This window comes from Streptomyces sp. NPDC001514 (genome assembly GCF_053597075.1).
On sequence record NZ_JBSFHO010000002.1, the window covers coordinates 155,826 to 174,558 of the forward strand.

15 protein-coding genes and 1 pseudogene are annotated in these 18,733 nt (G+C 71.7%); 5 read left to right on the forward strand and 11 right to left on the reverse strand.

The annotated features are described in order from the left end of the window. The first annotated feature begins 496 nt into the window (after positions 1-496). Positions 497-934, forward strand: a complete 438-nt coding sequence (locus ACWCXB_RS03405) for a subtilase-type protease inhibitor (RefSeq protein WP_450718508.1) — start codon at positions 497-499, stop codon at positions 932-934. Positions 935-1,107: 173 nt separating this feature from the next. Here ACWCXB_RS03405 and ACWCXB_RS03410 read toward each other — a convergent pair whose 3' ends face one another. Both ACWCXB_RS03410 and ACWCXB_RS03415 read right to left on the reverse strand, forming a co-directional pair. Beyond that, the gene (locus ACWCXB_RS03410) at positions 1,108-1,971 is read right to left on the reverse strand and encodes an alpha/beta fold hydrolase (protein ID WP_450718510.1); all 864 of its coding nucleotides are present in this window, start codon (positions 1,969-1,971) and stop codon (positions 1,108-1,110) included. Between the two features lie 577 nt (positions 1,972-2,548). Beyond that, positions 2,549-3,241 (reverse strand): metal-dependent transcriptional regulator, encoded by a 693-nt coding sequence (locus ACWCXB_RS03415; RefSeq protein WP_450718512.1) that lies wholly within the window; start codon positions 3,239-3,241, stop codon positions 2,549-2,551. A 160-nt stretch (positions 3,242-3,401) separates the two neighbouring features. On the opposite strand from ACWCXB_RS03415, the gene ACWCXB_RS03420 reads away from it, so the two are divergent. After that, positions 3,402-4,190: an SIS domain-containing protein gene (locus ACWCXB_RS03420; RefSeq protein WP_450718514.1), complete on the forward strand. Its 789-nt coding sequence runs from the start codon at positions 3,402-3,404 to the stop codon at positions 4,188-4,190. A 131-nt stretch (positions 4,191-4,321) separates the two neighbouring features. Here ACWCXB_RS03420 and ACWCXB_RS03425 read toward each other — a convergent pair whose 3' ends face one another. Further along, positions 4,322-5,710, reverse strand: coding sequence for a PAS domain-containing protein (locus tag ACWCXB_RS03425; protein WP_450718516.1), 1,389 nt, complete (start codon positions 5,708-5,710; stop codon positions 4,322-4,324). Positions 5,711-5,966: 256 nt separating this feature from the next. Here ACWCXB_RS03425 and pdxH point away from each other — a divergent pair, with 256 nt between their 5' ends. Further along, positions 5,967-6,626, forward strand: a complete 660-nt coding sequence (pdxH, locus tag ACWCXB_RS03430; protein ID WP_450718518.1) for a pyridoxamine 5'-phosphate oxidase — start codon at positions 5,967-5,969, stop codon at positions 6,624-6,626. 62 nt (positions 6,627-6,688) lie between these two features. Here pdxH and ACWCXB_RS03435 read toward each other — a convergent pair. After that, positions 6,689-6,889 (reverse strand): annotated as a pseudogene (locus ACWCXB_RS03435) (winged helix-turn-helix transcriptional regulator); the annotation flags it as partial. Positions 6,890-7,104: 215 nt separating this feature from the next. Between ACWCXB_RS03435 and ACWCXB_RS03440 the strand changes: the two are divergent. Continuing rightward, entirely contained in the window at positions 7,105-7,578 is a 474-nt protein-coding gene (locus ACWCXB_RS03440) for a hypothetical protein (protein ID WP_450718520.1), read from the forward strand. Positions 7,579-7,826: 248 nt separating this feature from the next. On the opposite strand, the gene iscB is transcribed toward ACWCXB_RS03440, so the two are convergent. Beyond that, positions 7,827-9,446, reverse strand: a complete 1,620-nt coding sequence (gene iscB, locus ACWCXB_RS03445; RefSeq protein WP_450718943.1) for an RNA-guided endonuclease IscB — start codon at positions 9,444-9,446, stop codon at positions 7,827-7,829. A gap of 514 nt (positions 9,447-9,960) precedes the next feature. On the opposite strand from iscB, the gene ACWCXB_RS03450 reads away from it, so the two are divergent. After that, entirely contained in the window at positions 9,961-11,070 is a 1,110-nt protein-coding gene (locus ACWCXB_RS03450) for a citrate synthase 2 (RefSeq protein WP_450718522.1), read from the forward strand. 15 nt (positions 11,071-11,085) lie between these two features. Here ACWCXB_RS03450 and ACWCXB_RS03455 read toward each other — a convergent pair whose 3' ends face one another. The 6 genes from ACWCXB_RS03455 to ACWCXB_RS03480 form a co-directional block, all read right to left on the reverse strand. After that, positions 11,086-12,138 carry an isopenicillin N synthase family dioxygenase gene (locus tag ACWCXB_RS03455; protein WP_450718524.1) on the reverse strand — a complete coding sequence of 351 codons (1,053 nt, stop codon included), beginning with the start codon at positions 12,136-12,138 and terminating at the stop codon, positions 11,086-11,088. A gap of 266 nt (positions 12,139-12,404) precedes the next feature. Then, a complete protein-coding gene (locus tag ACWCXB_RS03460) occupies positions 12,405-12,983 on the reverse strand; it encodes a TetR/AcrR family transcriptional regulator (RefSeq protein WP_450718526.1) in 579 nt (192 codons plus the stop codon). After that, the gene (locus tag ACWCXB_RS03465; RefSeq protein WP_450718528.1) at positions 12,971-13,705 is read right to left on the reverse strand and encodes an enoyl-CoA hydratase family protein; all 735 of its coding nucleotides are present in this window, start codon (positions 13,703-13,705) and stop codon (positions 12,971-12,973) included. Before ACWCXB_RS03465 ends, ACWCXB_RS03460 begins: the two co-directional genes overlap by 13 nt. Further along, positions 13,702-15,282, reverse strand: coding sequence for a 4-coumarate--CoA ligase family protein (locus ACWCXB_RS03470; protein ID WP_450718530.1), 1,581 nt, complete (start codon positions 15,280-15,282; stop codon positions 13,702-13,704). Before ACWCXB_RS03470 ends, ACWCXB_RS03465 begins: the two co-directional genes overlap by 4 nt. Positions 15,283-15,334: 52 nt before the next feature. Continuing rightward, positions 15,335-16,471, reverse strand: coding sequence for an acyl-CoA dehydrogenase family protein (locus tag ACWCXB_RS03475; RefSeq protein WP_450718532.1), 1,137 nt, complete (start codon positions 16,469-16,471; stop codon positions 15,335-15,337). Next, on the reverse strand, positions 16,468-18,729 hold the full coding sequence (locus tag ACWCXB_RS03480) for an ATP-binding protein (RefSeq protein WP_450718534.1): 2,262 nt from the start codon (positions 18,727-18,729) through the stop codon (positions 16,468-16,470). Before ACWCXB_RS03480 ends, ACWCXB_RS03475 begins: the two co-directional genes overlap by 4 nt. Positions 18,730-18,733 lie beyond the last annotated feature (4 nt).

The following is an 18,733-nucleotide window of genomic DNA, read 5'->3' on the forward strand; positions in this document are numbered from 1 at the left end:
GCTCGCCGATGACCTGTCCGAAAAGGCCGGGGGTGTGAAGGACTCGTTCCCTATGTGTGCGGCGGCGGAGGACAACACGAATGGCTCCGCCGGCGACAACACCCCCGGAACACGCGACACAGAACCCTGAACCGATCGACCTGGACGCCGCGGCCGCGAACACGCTGAAGGTCCGCGTGGAAATCAGTGAGCCGATCGGCTGAGGCGGATGCCGACGCTTTCCGGTCGAAGGGGCGTACGGGGCACTACTCCAAGATGGAACCAATTCCAGGAACAAGCAGGTCAAGGGATTGTTTCCGATTACACCACCGAGCAATGTCCATATGCTGGACAGCCTGGCGTCCGCCCTGTACACCCCGTCCGAACTGCCCGAACGACCGTTCGGTCACCCTTTCGGAACGTATGCGGCCGGAAACATGCGATGGATGTGCGATCACTGTACGCATCAGCAAGACTCCCGAGCGCAATCGCACTCACCGGCAAAGGGGATTCACTTATGCGTTACATCTTCAACACACTCGGCGCGACGGCCTCCGCGGCCGCCCTCCTCCTGACCGTGGGCAGCGCCGCACAGGCGGCGCCGCCCGCCCAGCCGGCCAGTCTCTACGCGCCGTCGGCGCTGGTGCTCGCCATCGGCTCGGGCGAAGAGGCCGCGACGGCCACCGTCGAGCGCGCGGTGACTCTGAGCTGTGCGCCGAGGCCGGGCGGCAGCCACCCGTCGGCCACGGCGGCGTGCAAGGAGCTGACCGCGGTGGACGGCGAGTTCGGACTGCTGTCCAAGGCCGTCGGCGGCCCGTGCACCCGCCAGTGGGACCCGATCACGATCACCGCGGACGGCGTCTGGCAGGGCAAGCGGGTCAGCTGGTCGGCCACCTACGGCAACTCGTGCGAGATGCGGGCGAGCCTGACCCAGGCCGCGGTCTTCGCCTTCTGAGCCCCTCCTGAGCCCCTCCTGAGCTCTTTCCGAGCTCTTCCCGAGCTCTTTCCGAGCCACCTCCCCGCCGCGGCGGACCGGGTCGATGACGGTGGGCCCGGTCCGCCGCGCTCCGGCCGGACATCCGGCATCAGCGCGGAGCCTTCTTCGACGTCAGCCGGCGAACGGAGACGTCACGGCGTCAGGACGCCGTCCAGGAACGGCTCGATCGCGCTGCGCCAGGCGGCCGGCTGGTCGTAGTGGACGAGGTGGCCGGCGTCGGGGACCTCGGCGTACTGACCGCGGGGCAGGACCCGGACCATCTCCTGGGCCTCGGCGCGGCCCAGCCGGCCGTCGAGCCCGCGGACGACGAGGGTGGGGCACCGGACGTGGGCGAGGGAGTCCCAGTGGGCGTCATGGACCCAGGTCTCGCGGGAGGTGAGCATCTGGCGGCGGGAGAAGACCGGCCGCCAGCCGTCCGCCCGCTCGGCCATCACCTCGGCGAAGAACTCACCTCGCGCGGGGCTCGGGCGCTCCACCCAGGGGTCGTCCTCGCCGAACCACTTGCGGACGTCCGCGAGGGTCGCGAAGGGGACGGGCCAGCTGCGGAACCAGTCCTCCCATTCCCGCTGGGAGGCCGAGCCCAGCGCGGAGGCGCGCATATCGCAGATGACCAGGGCCTGGACGAGGTCCGGGCGCTGGGCGGCCAGCTGCCAGGCGGTGAGGGCGCCCATGGAGTGGCCGATGAGCGTGACCGGGGCGAGGCTCAGCTGCTCGACCGCGGCCGCGGCGTCCGACACGTACGCCTCGCGTGTGAACGAGCCGTCCGCCGGCTTCTCGCTGCGCCCGTGACCCCGCTGGTCGAGCGCCACCGCGCGATGCCGCTCGGCGAGCCAGCGGGCCGTGGAGGCCCAGTGCGAGGCGCGGCCCATCAGCCCGTGGAGCAATAACACGCCCTGGGCGCGGTCCGTCTCGGCGCGGCCCTTGGGCGGATCGGCGAACTCCCAGGCAGCGAGGCGTACGCCGTCCGCTCCCGTCACGTCGATGCGCCGCACCATGGTCCTGGCACCCCCTTCTGTCCCCCGCGGATCTCCGTAGCGATGAAGAAGTGATCGACAAGCGATCGAGTCACGCCAGACTATCGAACTTCCATTCGAAAACCGGGATCCCGCGCCGAACACCCCTCGTTCGAGTGACCATGCTCAAGGATTGATCCGCTTCGCCGAGGGGAGATCTTCTGCGGGAGGCGGACCGCTCGGGGATACCGGTCCGAGGGGAGCGACCCTGGGAGCTCGGGGCTCCGGGTCGCACAGGGGAGGACAGGCCCCGGCGCCGTTGGGCGCCGGGGCCCTCCATGTGTACGTACGGCATGCGGTACGGCATGCGCCACCCCCAGTCATATGCCTCGGTTCAGCGTGGCACGCGAATCGCCCGGGCGCTGCCATTCCGGCCTGAAAGCGCGTTCCGGGAGCCGCCGGGTTCCGGCGCGGCACACGGCGCACAGGCGCGCGCAAAGACGCGCCCGCACCGCGAGTGCGGTACGGGCGCGCAAGGAACGCCGGAAAGAGCCCCCGGCACCGGGCTGGGGCTCGGGCTGGGGCTCGGGCTCGCTCGGGCTCGGGGGAGCCTGCGACGTCAGCGCTTCGCCACGAACACGTGCGACGCCACGTCCGCCTCCAGCTCCGCCGCCTCCCCGCCGCTGCCCACGAGCACCCCGCCGGCCGACTCCGTCACGCTCACCACGGACCCGGGCTGCACCCCCGCCCGCCGCAGCGTGTACATCAGCTGGGCGTCCGTCTGGATCGGCTCGCCGATCCGCCGGACCACGACCGTCTTGCCCTCCGCGCCCGCGTCCAGCTCGGCCAGGCTCACCATGGAGTCGTCCAGGAACGGATCGGCCTCGGCCTTCTCGCCCAGCTCCTCCAGACCCGGGATCGGGTTGCCGTACGGAGACTCCGTCGGGTGGCGCAGCAGCTCCAGCACGCGCCGCTCCACGGCCTCGCTCATCACGTGCTCCCAGCGACACGCCTCGGCGTGCACCTGCTCCCACTCCAGGCCGATCACATCGACCAGGAGGCACTCGGCGAGCCGGTGCTTGCGCATCACGCGCGTCGCCAGCCGCCGGCCCTCGTCGGTGAGCTCCAGGTGCCGGTCGCCCGCGACCGTGACCAGGCCGTCGCGCTCCATCCGCGCCACGGTCTGGCTGACCGTCGGGCCACTCTGGTCGAGCCGCTCCGCGATCCGGGCGCGCATGGGGACCACGCCTTCCTCTTCGAGCTCGAGGATGGTGCGGAGGTACATCTCCGTTGTGTCGATCAGTCCGGACATACGTGCCCCTCGATGCTGTGACAAAAGAATCGTGCGATGGCCCTGGCTCAATTCTGACGCATCGCACTGACAACGGGGCCCACTGCGGGAAGCCCGTATTGACAGAGCAATGGTCCAGACCGCAACGTGATCCGCGACACGACGAAAAGGGGCGACCGCAATGGGCGAGAACAAACTGGCGGGTCAGTTCTTCGACGCCGCGATCGGCCTGCTCGAGCGCGTACGGGACGAGGAGGCGGCCAGTATCGCGGCCGCCGGCACCGCCATCGCGGACACCGTCGCGGCGGGCGGCCGGCTCTTCGCGTTCGGCGCGGGCCACTCCTCGCTGGCCGCCCAGGACGTCGTCTACCGTGCGGGCGGCCTTGCCCTGATGAACCTGCTCGCCGTCCCGGGCGTCGTCGGCGTCGACGTCATGCCCGCCACGCTGGGCTCCGCGCTCGAGCGCGTGGACGGCCTCGCGGGCGCGGTCCTCGACTCCAGCCCCGCCCGCTCCGGCGATCTGCTGATCATCGTCTCGCTCTCCGGCCGCAACGCCCTGCCGGTCGAAATGGCCATGAACGCGCAGGCCCTCGGCCTCACGGTGATCGGTGTGACGTCGGTGGCGTACGCGACGGAGACCCTCCCCCGTAGCCCTTCGGGCACGGGAGGCACCCCCTCCCTGCACGCCTCCGGGACGTACCTCAAGGACCACTGCGACATCGTCCTCGACTCCAAGATCGCGGTGGGTGACGCGGAGCTGACCGCCGAGGGCATCGAAGCCCCCTTCGCCCCGGCCTCCACCGTCGTCACCAGCGCGCTGATGCAGGCGACGATGGCTGCCGCGGCGGGCGAGCTCGTCGCGCGCGGCATCGAGCCGCCGCTGCTGCGCTCCGGCAACGTCGACGGTGGTCATGAGTGGAACAGGCGCGTGATGACCGAGTACGCGGACCGGATCTTCTTCCGGCACTGACACGGTCGCGGCGAGGTTCTGGACCGGATGGTCCAGCAGCACCGCGTCGCCCGAATCGCCGGACGGGGCTGGATTGTCCGGCCGCGATGGGGCGGGCCCACGCCTGCGGGGAAAGGCCCCGCGCCGCGCCTTCACTCCCCCTGCGACGCGGACAGGTCCAGCGCCGCAGCCACCCGCGTCGCCACGCTCTCCGCGTACACGGCGTCCGAGCGCTCGAAGGCGGGCCGGTTCGGCGCCCGCAGGAACGTCAGTACGCCCAGCGTGCGGCCGCGGCTGCGCAGCACCGTGCACAGGGCGTGCACCGCGTCGCGGGGCCACTGGCGCTCCGCCGCCCACGCCTCCGGACCGCCTTTGCCGCCCTTGCCGCCTCCCGCGCTCGCCCGCACCGAACCGATCCGGTCCATCGCCTGCAGCGCCGGATGCCCCTGCGCATAGCGCACCGGGATCCCCGCCCCGGCCACGCGCGCGACCGGCCCCGGCGCACCCGAGGGCGTCGCCGCGGCCCGTACGAGCCGTTCACCCCCGCCGCCGGGCGCCACCACGTCCACGAGCGCGTGATCCGCGAAGCCGGCCAGCGCGAAATCCACCTGCGCCGTCGCCGCCTCCATCGGGTCCTCGCACTCCGCGGCCGCCCGCGCCGCCCGGTGCAGCTGACTGAACCGGAACCGCAGCCGGTCCGCGTCCTGCTCCGCGAGCTTCGCCTCCGTCACGTCCTGGAACAGCCAGCCGACCCCCAGCGGCACCGGTTCCTCCGCCAACGGCGACGCCAGCCGCAGGAACCCGCTGCGCCAGCACCGCCTCCGCTCCCCCTCGTCCGTCCGCACCGTCACCCACAGCTCAGCGAGCGACCCCGGCGCGCCCTCCGCGAGCACATGGTGCAGCGCGCCCTCCAACTCCTCCACGCCCTGCACGACAAGCTCGCCGAGCGGCCGCCCCAGCAGCGTCGTACGCGCGCCGGAGCCGAGCATCCGGGCCGCGTGCCCGTTGACGACGGTCGGCCTGAGATCCACGTCCACCAGGACGACGCCCCACGAGGCGTCCTCGAACAGCGCCTCGCTCAGCGCGATCGACCGCTCCAGATCGATCTGCGCATGCACCTCGCTGAACGCGCAGTACACCCCCGCGGGCTTCCCGTCCGCCCCGCGCACCCCGGCCGACTGCGTCCGTACGAGTACCCGCCCGCCGTCCTTGCGGAGCAGCGCGAACTCGTGCACCTGCCGCCCCGGCGCGTGCATCGCGCCCATCAGCCGCCCCTGCACCTCGTCCGCGTCCGCGGACCGCACCGCCCACCCCGCGAACCCGCGCCGCCCCACGGCCTCCTCCGGCGACCAGCCGAGGATCCGCTCGGCCTCCCGGTTCCAGTGCGTGATCACCCCGTCGGCGTCGAACGCACACAGCGCCGCGTCCATCCCGTCCAGCAACGCGGCAAGCAGATCCGACCCGGGCTCCACCCGCTCCGACTCCCGCTCCGGCTCGTCAGGCCCGAGAGCATGGGCCGTCTCACTCCTGGACGCACTCATCCCGGCACCCCCTGCAGGACGTGTACTCACGTGCAGACGCACTCGGCCATTCAACTGGAACGTGACACAGGACACACGAATTTCCCGGAAATCGTTGTTCCTCGGAAAACCCGCCGCTTCCGCGTCACCGCCGAGATCCACACCGCGGGACGAGGTGGACAGGAAGAGGTGGACAGGAAGAGGTGGAAGGGCGGTGGGCAGGGGGCGGTGGGCAGGGGAAAGGATCCGCCGGACAGCCCTAGGGCAGGATGATCCCGTGACCGACGCTCTCGACCCCGCCGCCATGCGCGAGCAGTACCGCTCGACTCCGCTCCACGAGGCGGATCTGCCCGCCGAGCCGATGGAGCAGTTCGTCCACTGGTTCAAGGACGCCGCGGCCGGCCACCTCCACGAGCCGAACGCCATGGTCGTCTCCACGGCCACCCCCGACGGCCGGCCCTCCTCGCGCACCGTGCTGCTCAAGCACTTCGACGACCGCGGCTTCGTCTTCTACACCAACTACGGCTCCCGCAAGGGCCGCGAGCTCGACGCCAACCCGTACGTCTCGCTGCTCTTCCCCTGGCACCCGCTCGCCCGCCAGGTCATCGTCACCGGCACGGCGGCCCGCGTCGGCCGCGACGAGACCGCCGCGTATTTCCGCACCCGCCCGCACGGCTCCCAGCTGGGCGCCTGGGCCAGCGCCCAGTCCTCGGTGATCTCCTCCCGGGACGAGTTGCTGCGGCGCTACGAGGAGCTCGGGGCCCGCTACCCGGCGGGGGAGCAGGTCCCGGTGCCGCCGGAGTGGGGCGGCTACCGGGTCACGCCGGAGACGGTCGAGTTCTGGCAGGGGCACGAGAACCGGCTGCACGACCGGCTGCGGTACGTACGGACGGCCGAGGAGCCCGCGGGCTGGCGGGTGGAGCGCCTGTCACCCTGACGGCCGTCACCACGCCGGCCCGTCGCCCCCTCACTCGGTCACCACGCCGGCCCCTCACCCCGTCACCCCGAGGCGGCAGCCACCTCGCGCCCCCGTTCCAGAGCCGTCTCCACGGCCGCCGGGATGTCCGTGACCGGGAACTGCACGTGCCGGACCGTACGCTCCCGGTCCACCACCAGCACCGCCCGCTTCAGCCGCAGTGACTGCCCGGCCCGGAACGTCGGCAGCCGCAGCGCCGCGGCCAGCCGCGCGTCCATGTCCGACTACACCCTGCGCCGGTCGCGACCGCGTCCCCCGCCGCGGCGAACTGGCCGCTGGCCGCCGACCCCGACCGCCTGCTCGCCTTCCTGGCCACCGGCACCCACGCGTACGACGCCTTCTTCTTCTCCCTCGTCCAGTCCGCCTGGCCTTCTCCTTCGAACGCGCCACCGGCACCCTGGAACTCCTCTTCCTCACCCCCGCCGGCCGACTCACCCTGATGATCGCCAACGGCGCCGGGGCCCTCCTCCAGAACGCCCGGCTGCTCACCTGCTTCACCGTCGCCGCGCTGACGGGCTTCGGGACCCTCCCCGTGTCCGCCTGGTGGATGTACGGAGTCGTCGTCCTGGCCCTGCTCGTGCCCGCGGTCGCCTGGGGAGCCTTCCTCAACAGCCTGCTGGTGTTCTCGTTCCTCTACACGATCCTCGACGAACCCCTCTGGTTCGTCAGCGCCGTCCGCCTCCCGAACTTCGCCCTCCCGGCCCTCGTCCAGATCGTGGGCGCGGTCTTCCCCCTCACGGGCAGCCTGATCGCGGTCCTCGGCGCGTTGCTGGAGGGCCGCACGCTCGTCGACCTGGCCCCCACTCTCACCGGCCTCGCCGCCCTGAGCGCTCTGCTCCTGGCGGCGGCCGCGATCGTCCTGCGCACGGGCGAGGCGCGGTCCCAGCGCACGGGCAGCCTGAGCCTGGCCTGATGCGTCGTACCGGCGCCTGGGAACGCAGAAACCCGCGGGCTCTGGTCTCCTCCGAAGAGGAAGCCGGCCGGACGTACCGGCGAGCCCGCGGGTCGGTGACTGCTTGGATTTCGGCAGAGGCTGCCGAGGTGCACGATGTGCGACGACGGGCCGCTAGCCCGCAGTCACCTCACGAGTCCGAAAAGAAATCACTTCCGGATCACCTCCTTTCAGTGTGGACCCCACACTAGGAACCCCCGGAGAGCACCTCAACCCATTTTTGTGTCTTCTTGACGATGGGCGTGCGAGTAACCGTCGGCCCGCTGGAGCAGCGTCAGGTACTTGTAGGAGATGTCGATGCGCCCAGTCGGGATGGTGACGCTGTGGCGTCCTGTGGCGCGGACAGCCACGCGCCCGGTCCAGGTGCCCGTCCACTTGCCGGTGGGCACGACGGCGCGGACGAGGTCGCCAGTGGCGAAGCCATAGTGCTGCTTGCGACGCGGGCGCTGAAGGCGAGGGAAGCCGTACCGATCGGGGGTGGTGCGTGCGTAGGCCCCGCGTCCGGTTGCTTTGACGACGCAGACCTGTTGGGGGACACGGACGATGGCGTCCCCGTTCTCATGGTCCAGCTCGCCCACGGCGAGGGCGTCCAAGGTATGTGTCTTGTTCAGCCCCATGGCGGTGCGGTTCCACTTCGTCCGGCCACCGGACCAGGCGTATACGGGTTTCCCGAGCGTCTTGAGGGCGTCCGTGAGCTGCTGGCGGGTCGCGTTCATGGCCGCGGCGTCGTGGAGGGGCATCTTGACCTGTCGCCGGATCGCCGCGAGGCGCTCCGGGTTATGGGCCAGAAATTCCTCGACAGGAGTCGAGCCCTTGGCTTCGTTGCAGGGGACGCAGGCCAGAGTGAGGTTGGAAATGCGGTTGGATCCGCCGTGGCTGCGCGGCTGGATGTGCTCGGTGTTGAGCGGTACGCCGGTGGCCCCGCAGTACGCGCAGGCTCGCCCCCACTTCGCGAGCAGGTACTCGCGGATCTCCGTCCCGGCCAGCGTGCCGTTCTGATATTCGGCCGCGGTGAGGCCTTTGCCTGCGCTCATAGCATGCGTATCGAAGGCGGCTCGTTCGATGTGGATCTCGGTGATCGGTGCGTACCGGCAGAGGCGGCGGGCGGTCGACAGTGTGGTGTCGACCCGATGTCGGAGTGACGGGGGCAGCCACCCCTTCGGGCGTGTGCGATTGGCGGCCCTTGGTGCGCGGTGGCGGCAGTTGGCCGATCTCCGCCTGCGGCGGTAGCCGGCGCGCTGTCCCATCGCTCGGTGGATCTGGTCGCCTCGGTGCTGGAGTTCGAGTGAGATCAATCCACGCCGCACGGTCACGGTCGCGCCGTCATGGAATGCGATCTTCGTATCGGTGACGGCGATGCCCGTGCCCTTGGAGCCCGGGTCGATTCGTAACTGGACGCCTTCGACTTCTGATGCGGCGCGCGTGCGGTCCTTGATGCGGATGGTGAATGGCGCGTGGCGCGCGACGACGGCACGGCCTTTGGTGAGGAGTTCGCGTGCGCGCGCGGGGTGGCATGGCATGAGCGGACGTCCGTGCTTGTCGAGTACGAAGACCCTGCTTGCGCCCGTTCCGCCCTCGTAGGTATTGCCCTGTGCGGGGACGTCACCATCCCCGGTCTCTGCCTTTACGGCGTGACGCCGACGGGGCGTGGTGCTGTTCCCGCCGGTCTCCCCTCGCCCATGTTCCCTGCCGGTGCCCCGCGCGGTGGCGGGGTGTCCGTGAGCCGTTTCGTCCCTGCTCCCAGGGGTGTCTGCTCCCACGGATTCCAGAGCGGGCTGCTGAGGAAGCACAGCCTGGTGGGTCTTCTCGCCCGCAGGAAACGTAGCCATCGAGCAACACCTCCGCGTGATCTCGCGATCGTGATGACTGGGGCTGGCCACTCACAGTGGGAGCAAGTGGCCTCGCTCGTCCGGTAACGCTTTGCGACGCTAGTCACCGCCGTATCGGGTCGTGCGGCTATGGGCGGATTTAGCGCACGCATGTGTGATCTGGGCGGAAACCTCGAACATGCAAGCGCAGGCAGTGGTATCGAGAACGCACGCCGGCGCCGTCCGCCACTGCCTGGCTGCTTCGGAGCCCGGTACGAAGCGCGCCACGTTCCCCCGAAGCGGAGGCAGAGTTTGCCCGGCACTGAGTGCCGTTAATCCTCCTGAACCGGATCGGCGGACTGTGCCGGATGTCACGCTTCCGCGCATCAGTGGGACCCGCCAAAATCATGCGCTGGGCCACTGTGGCCTCCCTACGACGCGGATAGGGTGACCACCCCCCGCACGGGGCATCACCGGGGTGACCGGCCGGTTCGACCACCGGTGCGACCCGAACCGAACTACGAGGAGCCGCCTCATGTCCGACTTCGTACCCGGACTCGAAGGAGTCGTCGCGTTCGAGACGGAGATCGCCGAACCGGATAAGGAAGGCGGCGCGCTCCGGTACCGCGGCGTCGACATCGAGGATCTCGTCGGTCACGTCTCGTTCGGGAACGTGTGGGGCCTGCTGGTCGACGGCGCGTTCAACCCCGGTCTGCCGGCCGCCGAGCCGTTCCCGATCCCGGTGCACTCCGGTGACATCCGCGTCGACGTCCAGTCGGCGCTCGCGATGCTCGCGCCCGTGTGGGGCCTCAAACCGCTCCTCGACATCGACGAGGCGCAGGCGCGCGACGACCTCGCGCGGGCCGCCGTGATGGCGCTGTCGTACGTGGCACAGAGTGCCCGCGGGCAGGGTCTGCCGATGGTGCCGCAGCGCGAGATCGACAAGGCGCAGTCGGTCGTCGAGCGGTTCATGATCCGCTGGCGCGGCGAGCCGGACCCGAAGCACGTCAAGGCCGTCGACGCGTACTGGACGTCGGCCGCCGAGCACGGCATGAACGCCTCGACCTTCACCGCCCGCGTCATCGCCTCGACCGGCGCCGATGTGGCGGCCGCCCTGTCCGGCGCGGTCGGCGCCATGTCCGGCCCGCTGCACGGTGGTGCGCCGTCCCGCGTCCTCGGCATGATCGAGGAGATCGAGCGGACCGGCGACGCGACGGCGTACGTGAAGAAGGCCCTCGACAAGGGTGAGCGGCTGATGGGCTTCGGTCACCGCGTGTACCGGGCCGAGGACCCGCGCGCCCGCGTGCTGCGGCGTACGGCGAAGGAGCTGGGTGCGCCGCGTTACGAGATCGCGGAGGCGCTGGAGAGGGCCGCGCTGGAGGAGCTGCACGCACGCCGCCCGGACCGGGTCCTGGCGACGAACGTGGAGTTCTGGGCGGCGATCATGCTGGACTTCGCGGAGGTCCCGGCGCACATGTTCACGTCGATGTTCACGTGTGCCCGTACGGCCGGCTGGTCGGCGCACATCCTGGAGCAGAAGCGCACCGGACGGCTGGTGCGTCCGTCCGCCCGGTACGTCGGTCCGGGCTCGCGCGACCCGCGCGACATCGAGGGTTACGCCGACATCGCCGACCGAGGCCTGTGAGGCAGATCGCTCCGGTTACGCCGCCCGTTCCACCAGCCCCGCGTGGTGGCGGGCGGCGACCAGCGGGTGCGCCCGCAGTTTGCCCTTGAGCTCGTTGCGCCCGTACTCCGCGAACAGCGGGTTGGCCGGATCCGCGGTGATTCCGGGCGCGTCCGCCGCGTACGGGAACGGCAGCGGTGCGATCCGGGCGTCCAGGCGCGGGTTGTAGAAGAACGGCACGGAGTAGCGCTCGGTGGCGCCGGGCGGGCTGACCACGCGGTGGTTGGTGGCGAGCAGATAGCCGTTGGTGGCGACTTCGAGCAGCTCGCCGAGATTGACGACGAACGCGCCGGGCAGCGGCGGTACGTCGTGGAAGGCGCCGTCCGCGCGCTGCACCTGGAGTCCGCCGACGGTGTCCTGGTGCAGCAGGGTGAGGAAGCCGTAGTCCTTGTGGGCGCCGACGCCCTGGCCCGCCGCGTCCCCGGGGCCGCCGGGGGCGCCGGGGGCGCTTCCCGGGTACCGCACCAGCTTCAGGTGCAGGTGAGCACGGTCGCCGAAGATGTCGTCGTAGAAGTCCGGGGGCGCGCCGATCGCCGCGAGCAGCTCGTGCAGGAGCTTCCCGGCGACCCCGCTGAGCCGGTCGATCCAGGCGAGCGCGGCGGTGCGCAGCCCGGGGAGCGCGGCCGGCCACTGGTTGGGGCCCTCCAGCCACCAGTACGCGGGCTCGCCCGGCCCCGGTATGTGGGCGGGCCGTTCGGCGCCGATGTCGAGCTGGTCGCGCCAGTCCTGGCTGCCGCCGGTGCGTTCGTCGCCGATGCGCGTGTAGCCGCGGAAGTGCGGTGAGTTGACGTTGTCGATGGCGTGCCGCTCCGCCTCGGGCAGCGCGAAGAAGGCCCGCATGGCGCTCATCAGGGCGTCCACCTCGGCGCCGGTCACTCCGTGGCCGGTCAGCTGGAAGAAGCCGACGTCATGGGCGGCGTTGTGGAGCCGGGCGTGCAGCTCGGCGCGGGCGGTGGGGCCGCGGTCGGCCGCGGAGAGGTCGATGACCGGGAGCTGCGAGTAGTCCTGCGGGTAAGACGAGAAAGACATGGGTTGCGTCCGCTGTGTCTGGTCCCGGCCGCCGGTCCCGGCGATGACCGGGAACGCGTACCGCCGGTGGCCGCCTCGGTGGGGCGGGGCCGGTGGGCCGGGTGGGGTGGAGTGGGGCCTGTGTCAGACGTGAGCCGGACAGGCCATGCTCGTGACGCGGAGGAAGTCCACGTGGCGGCGGCGTACGAGCGGAAGCATGCGAAAAGGGTACGCCGGGGGCGCGCCGACCGGGGATGACCCGGGTCACACCGGGTGGGGCCGGGCCGTCAGCCCAGCGCCTCCTCCACCAGCCGCCCCCACTGCGCGACCACCCTGCGCCGCCTTGCCGCGTCGTCCGTCAGCAGGTTCGCGAGGCCCAGTCCGCGCGCCATGTCCAGCAGCCCCTGGACCGTTTCCCGCACTCCCGGCACCGACTCGTCGGCACCCAGCAGCTCGACGGCTATCCGGTGGGTTTCGCGGCCGACCCGCGCCTCCAGTTCGGTGACGCGGCCGCGCAGCTGCTCCTCGTTGGACGCCGCCACCCACAGGTGCAGGGCGGCGCGGAACAGCGGGCCGGTGTAGAGGTCGACGAGGGCCTCGACCACGGCCGCCCGGTTCTGCACCGGGAGCGCCCGCAGGGCCGACGACCGCTCCTCCGCGACGTACTCGACCGCGGCCGTGAAGAGGTCCTCCCGGGTCGGGAAGTGGTGCTGTGCCGCGCCCCGCGAGACGCCGGCGCGTTCGGCGACCACGGAGACGGTCGAGCCTGCCCAGCCGTGTTCGGCCAGGCAGGCGACGGCCGCCTCCAGCAGGCGCTGCCGGGTCACCCGGCTGCGGTCCTGCTTCGGAGTGGTCACCACACCCATGCGGGGTCCCGTCGTTCGAGGAAGGCGGTCATCCCCTCGCGCGCCTCCGCCGAGGCGAAGAGCGACGCCGAGCGCTGCACGAGATCCTCCGCGTCGCGGTCGAAGGTCTCCCGCACCCTAGCCGTGAGCAGCTGCTTCGTCGCGTCCAGGGCCTGTGGTGAGGCCTTGCGGAAGCCGTCGAGCACGGGCGCGAGGACCTCGTCCACGTCCTCGCCGACGGCCGTCACCAGTCCGGTACGGGCCGCCTCGGCGGCGTCGAAGCGTTCACCGCTCAGGTAGTAGCGGGCGGCTGCGCGCGGCTCCAGGCGTGGCAGCAGCGGCAGTGAGATGACCGCGGGGGCGACCCCGATGCGTACCTCGGTGAACGCGAAGTCCGAGCCCGACGTCGCGGCCGCGACGTCGCAGGCACCGACGAGGCCGAGCCCCCCGGCCCGTACATGGCCCGCCACCCGCGCCACCACCGGCTTCGGCAGTTCGACGATCTGCCGAAGCAGGGCGACGAAGGTGTACGGGTTCGGCGGCTCCTTCAGATCGGCGCCGGCGCTGAAGGTGCCCCCGGTGTGGGTGAGGACGACCGCCCGTACGGCCGGGTCCTTCCCGCAGGCGGTCAGTGCGTCGGCGAGCTCGCCGACGAGCCGCGCCGACAGGGCGTTGCGGTTCGCCGGCGAGTCGAGCGTCAGTGTCGTGATGCCCCGATCCGACGCCGTGCTGATGAATGTCACGTGTTCTCCTTCTCCCGGTCCCGCAGTTCGCGGCGGAGGATCTTCCCCGACGCGGCCCGCGGCACTCCGGCGATGAATTCGAGGCGGCGGATCTTCTTGTACGGGGCGACGCGCTCGGCGACGTAGGCCATGACGTCGTCCGCCGTGAGGCCGGTCGCGGTCGGCTGCCGCACGACGTACGCCTTCGGGACCTCGTTGCCGTCGGCGTCGTACACGCCGATCACCGCCGCGTCGGCGATGCCCTCATGGGTGAGGAGCAGGGCTTCCAGCTCGGCCGGGGCGACCTGGAAGCCCTTGTACTTGATGAGTTCCTTGACGCGGTCGACGACGAACAGCCAGCCGTCCTCGTCGACGCGCCCGATGTCTCCGGTGTGCACCCATCCGTCGGCGTCGATCATGTCGGCGGTGGCTTCGGGGCGGCCGAGGTAGCCCTTCATCACCTGCGGGCCGCGGATTGCGATCTCGCCCTCCTCGCCGGCGGCCGCGTCCCGGCCGTGGTCGTCGAGCGCGAGGATCCGCATCTCGGTGTTCGGCAGGAGCTTCCCGACGGTGCCGGGCGGCGGGATCGCGGCGGACAGCGGCACGACATGGGTGCCGGGCGACAGCTCGGTCATGCCGTAAGCCTGCCGCACCGGCGGCAGCTTCAGCCGTGCCGAGCATGCCTGCGCGAGCTGGGCGTCGAGCGGGGCGGCGGCGCTGACGATGTACTCCAGCGACGTCAGGTCGTACTTGGCGACCGCCGGGTGTTTGGCGAGGGCGAGGACGATCGGCGGGGCGACGTACAGCCCGTTGATGCGGTGCTTCTCTATCGCGGCCAGGAACTGTTCGAGGTCGAAGCGGGGCAGGACGACGACGGTGGCGCCCTTGCGCAGCGGGGCGTTCATCAGGGCGGTGAGGCCGTAGATGTGGAAGAACGGCAGCACGGCGAGGATCCGGTCGCCGGGCTTCATCGGTATGAGCGGTTCCAGCTGGGCCAGGTTGGTGGCGATGGACCGGTGGGTGAGCATGACGCCCTTGGGGACGCCGGTGGTGCCGGAGGAGTACGGGAGAGCGGCGATGTCCTCGGCCGGGTCGATGGCGACGTCGGGCTCGGGCGCGCCGGAGCCGAGCATGCCGAGGATCGAGCGGTGTCCTTCCGCCTGGTCGCAGACGAAGATCTCCTCGATGCCGCCGACGAGTTCGGCGGCGCGGCGGGCGGCTTCGAGGAGCGGGGACACGGTGACGATCCAGCGGGCGGAGGAGTCGCGCAGCTGCTTCGCGAACTCCTCCGCCGTGGCCAGCGGGTGGACGGTGGTGACGGACGCCCCGGCGCGAGTCGCGGCGTAGAAGACCGTCGGGTAGGCCACCGTGTTGGGGCTGTGCAGAGCGAGGACGTCGCCCTTGCGCACGCCGGCGTCGGCGAGTGCGGCGGCGATCCGGCGGTGGAACGTGTCGAGCTGTGTGTACGTGATCGTCATGTCGCCCGCCCCGTCGATCAGCGCGACGGTGTCGCCGTACTCGGCCGCGCGGCCCAGGACGGCGTCGTGGATGGGGAGGGAGACGGCCGGAACGTCCGCGTACTCGCTGTTGATCACCATGGCAGCTGGGGCCCCTTCGGCGATGGAGTGGTGCTCGCCAGAATCGCGTCTTTCAGTAGGACTTGGGGAGACCCAGGGACTGATGGGATACGTAGTTGAGGATCATCTCCCGGCTGACGGGGGCGATCCGGGCGACGCGGGAGGCCGTGATCAGCGAGGCGAGGCCGTACTCGCGGGTGAGGCCGTTGCCGCCGAGGGTGTGCACGGACTGGTCGACGGCCCTCACACAGGCCTCGGCGGCCGCGTACTTGGCCATGTTCGCCGCCTCGCCCGCGCCGGCGTCGTCGCCCGCGTCGTACAGGGCGGCGGCCTTCTGCATCATCAGGCGGGCGAGCTCCAGCTCTATGTGGGCCTGGGCGAGAGGGTGGGCGATGGCCTGGTGGGCGCCGATGGGGTCCTTCCAGACCTGCCGGGTCCTCGCGTAGTCGACGGCCTGCGCGAGGGCGTACCGCCCCATGCCGATGGCGAACGCGGCGGTCATGATCCGCTCGGGGTTGAGCCCGGCGAAGAGCTGGAGCAGGCCCGCGTCCTCGTCGCCGACGAGGGCGTCGGCGGGCAGGGCCACGTCGTCGAGGACGAGCTCGAACTGCTTCTCGTGGGCGTGCAGTTCCATGTCGATCTGCGAGCGGGTGAAGCCGGGGGCGTCGCGCGGGACGATGAACAGGCACGGCTTGAGGCGGCCGGTTCGCGCGTCCTCCGTCCGTCCGACGACGAGCGTGGCGTCGGCGATGTCGACGCCGGAGATGAAGACCTTGCGGCCGGTCAGCCGCCAGCCGCCGTCCTCGGTCCTGCGGGCCGTGGTGGTGATGCGGTGGGAGTTCGATCCGGCGTCGGGCTCGGTGATGCCGAAGGCCATGGTGCGGGTGCCGTCGGCGAGCCCGGGGAGCCAGGCGCGCTTCTGCTCCTCGGTGCCGAAGCGGGCGATGACGGTGCCGCAGATGGCGGGCGAGACCACCATCATCAGCAGCGGGCAGCCCGCCGCGCCCAGCTCCTCCAGGACGATGGACAGCTCGGCCATGCCGCCGCCTCCGCCGCCGTGCTCCTCGGGCAGGTTCACGCCGAGATAGCCGAGCTTGGCGGCCTCGGCCCACAGCGCCTCGCGGTCGTGGCCGCGGCCGTGCCGGTGTCCGAGCGCGGACACGGCGGCGCGCAGTGCGGTGTGCTCTTCGCTCTCGATGTTCGTGGTCATGATGCGGGCTCCTCCGGTACGGCTGCTTGTACGACGGCGAGAAGGGCACCGACCTCGACCTGGCGGCCGGGGGCGGCGTGGAGCGCGGTGAGCGTGCCGGAGGCGGGAGCGGAGATCCTGTGCTCCATCTTCATCGCCTCCAGCCAGACGAGGGGCTGCCCGGCAGTGACCGTCGCCCCGGGGGCCAGGCCATCGGCGACCCGGACGACGATTCCGGGCATGGGCGCGAGCAGCGAGCCGGGCTCGTGCCGGTCGGTGGGGTCGGGGAAGCGGGGCGCCGCGGTGAGCGTGTAGGCGCGTGCGGCCGTGTCGACGTGGATGCGGCCGTCGTAGCGGGCGACCCGGTACTCCCGCTGTACGCCGTCGACTTCCAGCCGTACGGCGTGCGGGGCCGTGTCGAGGACCCGTACACCGGGGAGGCCTTCGGCTTCCGTGCCGCGACGGGTGTGGCGGTAGCGCACTTCGTGCTCGCCGTGGCGGCCCTGATAGCGCTTGACCTGCGGCTGCGACGGGAGGTTGCGCCAGCCGCCGAGGCGGGCGGTCGCGCCCCCGGCCGCCTGCCGCGCGGCCGCGTCCGCGAGGGCGGCCGCGAGCGCGGCGATCTCCTCGCCGTCCTCGGTGGCGGTCAGCTCCGGCAGATGCCGGTCGTAGAAGCCGGTGTCCATCCCGCCGGAGGCGAACTCGGGGTGCCGCAGGGACCGTACGAGCAGCTCGCGATTGGTGACCGGCCCGTGCACCCGGGCCCGCTCCAACACCCCGGCCAGCTTCCGCACGGCCTCCGCCCGGGTGGGCGCCCAGGCGACGACCTTGGCCAGCATCGGGTCGTAGTGCACCCCGATACGGTCCCCGGGCCCGTACCCCGTATCGACCCGGGCCCAGGGCGCCCTCCCACTGCCGGCGCCGAGCACCGGGGCGGCCGGAACCCCGCCCTCCCCGACCGCGGCGCCACCGTGCGTATCGCCGGCCCCGGGCGTCAGGCCGGCCCCGGCGTGCCCCCCGCCCGCGCCGGCTGCCGGAGCCGCCGGAACACCGCCGGTACCGGCCGCCGGGCGGTCGTCCAATCCGCCCGCGCGGAGCGCCGGGCTCCCCACGGTCGTCGCGGTCGTCGCGGGCCGCAAGGACGCCCGGAAAATCCCCGCCGCCGTCGCCCGGCCCGCCCCGGCGTGCGGCGCCGAGGGCGGCCAGGGAGTGTGGGGGGCCCCGTCCCCCACGTTCAAGGGCGGGTGGGTGGGGAAGGACAGCGCGTGCAGCGTGCCGGTCTGCGGGGCCCACTCGCGGGACGGGTCCTCCGCGTAGAGGCGGGCCTCGACGGCGTGGCCGTGGACGGGCGGCGGTTCGGTGCCGAGGGGGTCGCCCTCCGCGACCCGGATCTGCAGGGCGACGAGATCGAGGCCGAACACCGCCTCCGTCACCGGGTGTTCGACCTGGAGGCGGGTGTTCATCTCCAGGAAGTGCGCCTTGCCGTCGGCGACCAGGAACTCCACCGTGCCGGCGCCCCGGTAGTCCGTCGCACGGGCCGCGCGCACCGCCGACTCGTGCAGGGTGGCGGTGAGTTCCGGGGACAGCCCGGGCGCCGGGGCCTCCTCGATCACCTTCTGGTGGCGGCGCTGCAGGGAGCAGTCGCGGGTGCCGAGCGCCCAGACCGTACCGTGCGCGTCGGCGAGGATCTGCACCTCGACATGGCGGCCGTTCTCGACGAACGGCTCGACGAAGACCTCGCCGTCCCCGAAGGCGCTGAGCGCCTCGGCCCGCGCCGCCTCCAACTCGTCCTTGAGCAACGAGAGTTCGCGTACGATCCGCATCCCGCGTCCGCCGCCGCCCGCGGCAGCCTTGACCAGCACCGGCAGGTCGTCCTCGGTGACATCGGCCTCGGCGAGGGGCGCGATGCCCATCAGCTCCTTGGCGCGCGTCTTGGACGCCATCGCCTCGATGGCGTCCGGCGGCGGGCCGATCCACACCAGCCCCGCGTCGATGACGGCGCGTGCGAAGCCGGCGTTCTCGGACAGGAACCCGTACCCGGGGTGCACCGCGTCCGCGCCCGCCGCGAGCGCCGCCTTCACGATCAGGTCACCGCGCAGATAGGTCTCGGCGGGGGTGGCGCCCGGGAGGCGTACGGCCGCGTCCGCCTCCCGTACGTGCAGCGCGCCGGCATCCGCGTCCGAGTACACCGCGACGGTCGCGATGCCCAGCTCACGGCAGGTGCGGAAGACCCGGCAGGCGATCTCGCCCCGGTTGGCGACAAGAACAGTGTGGATCATCGGG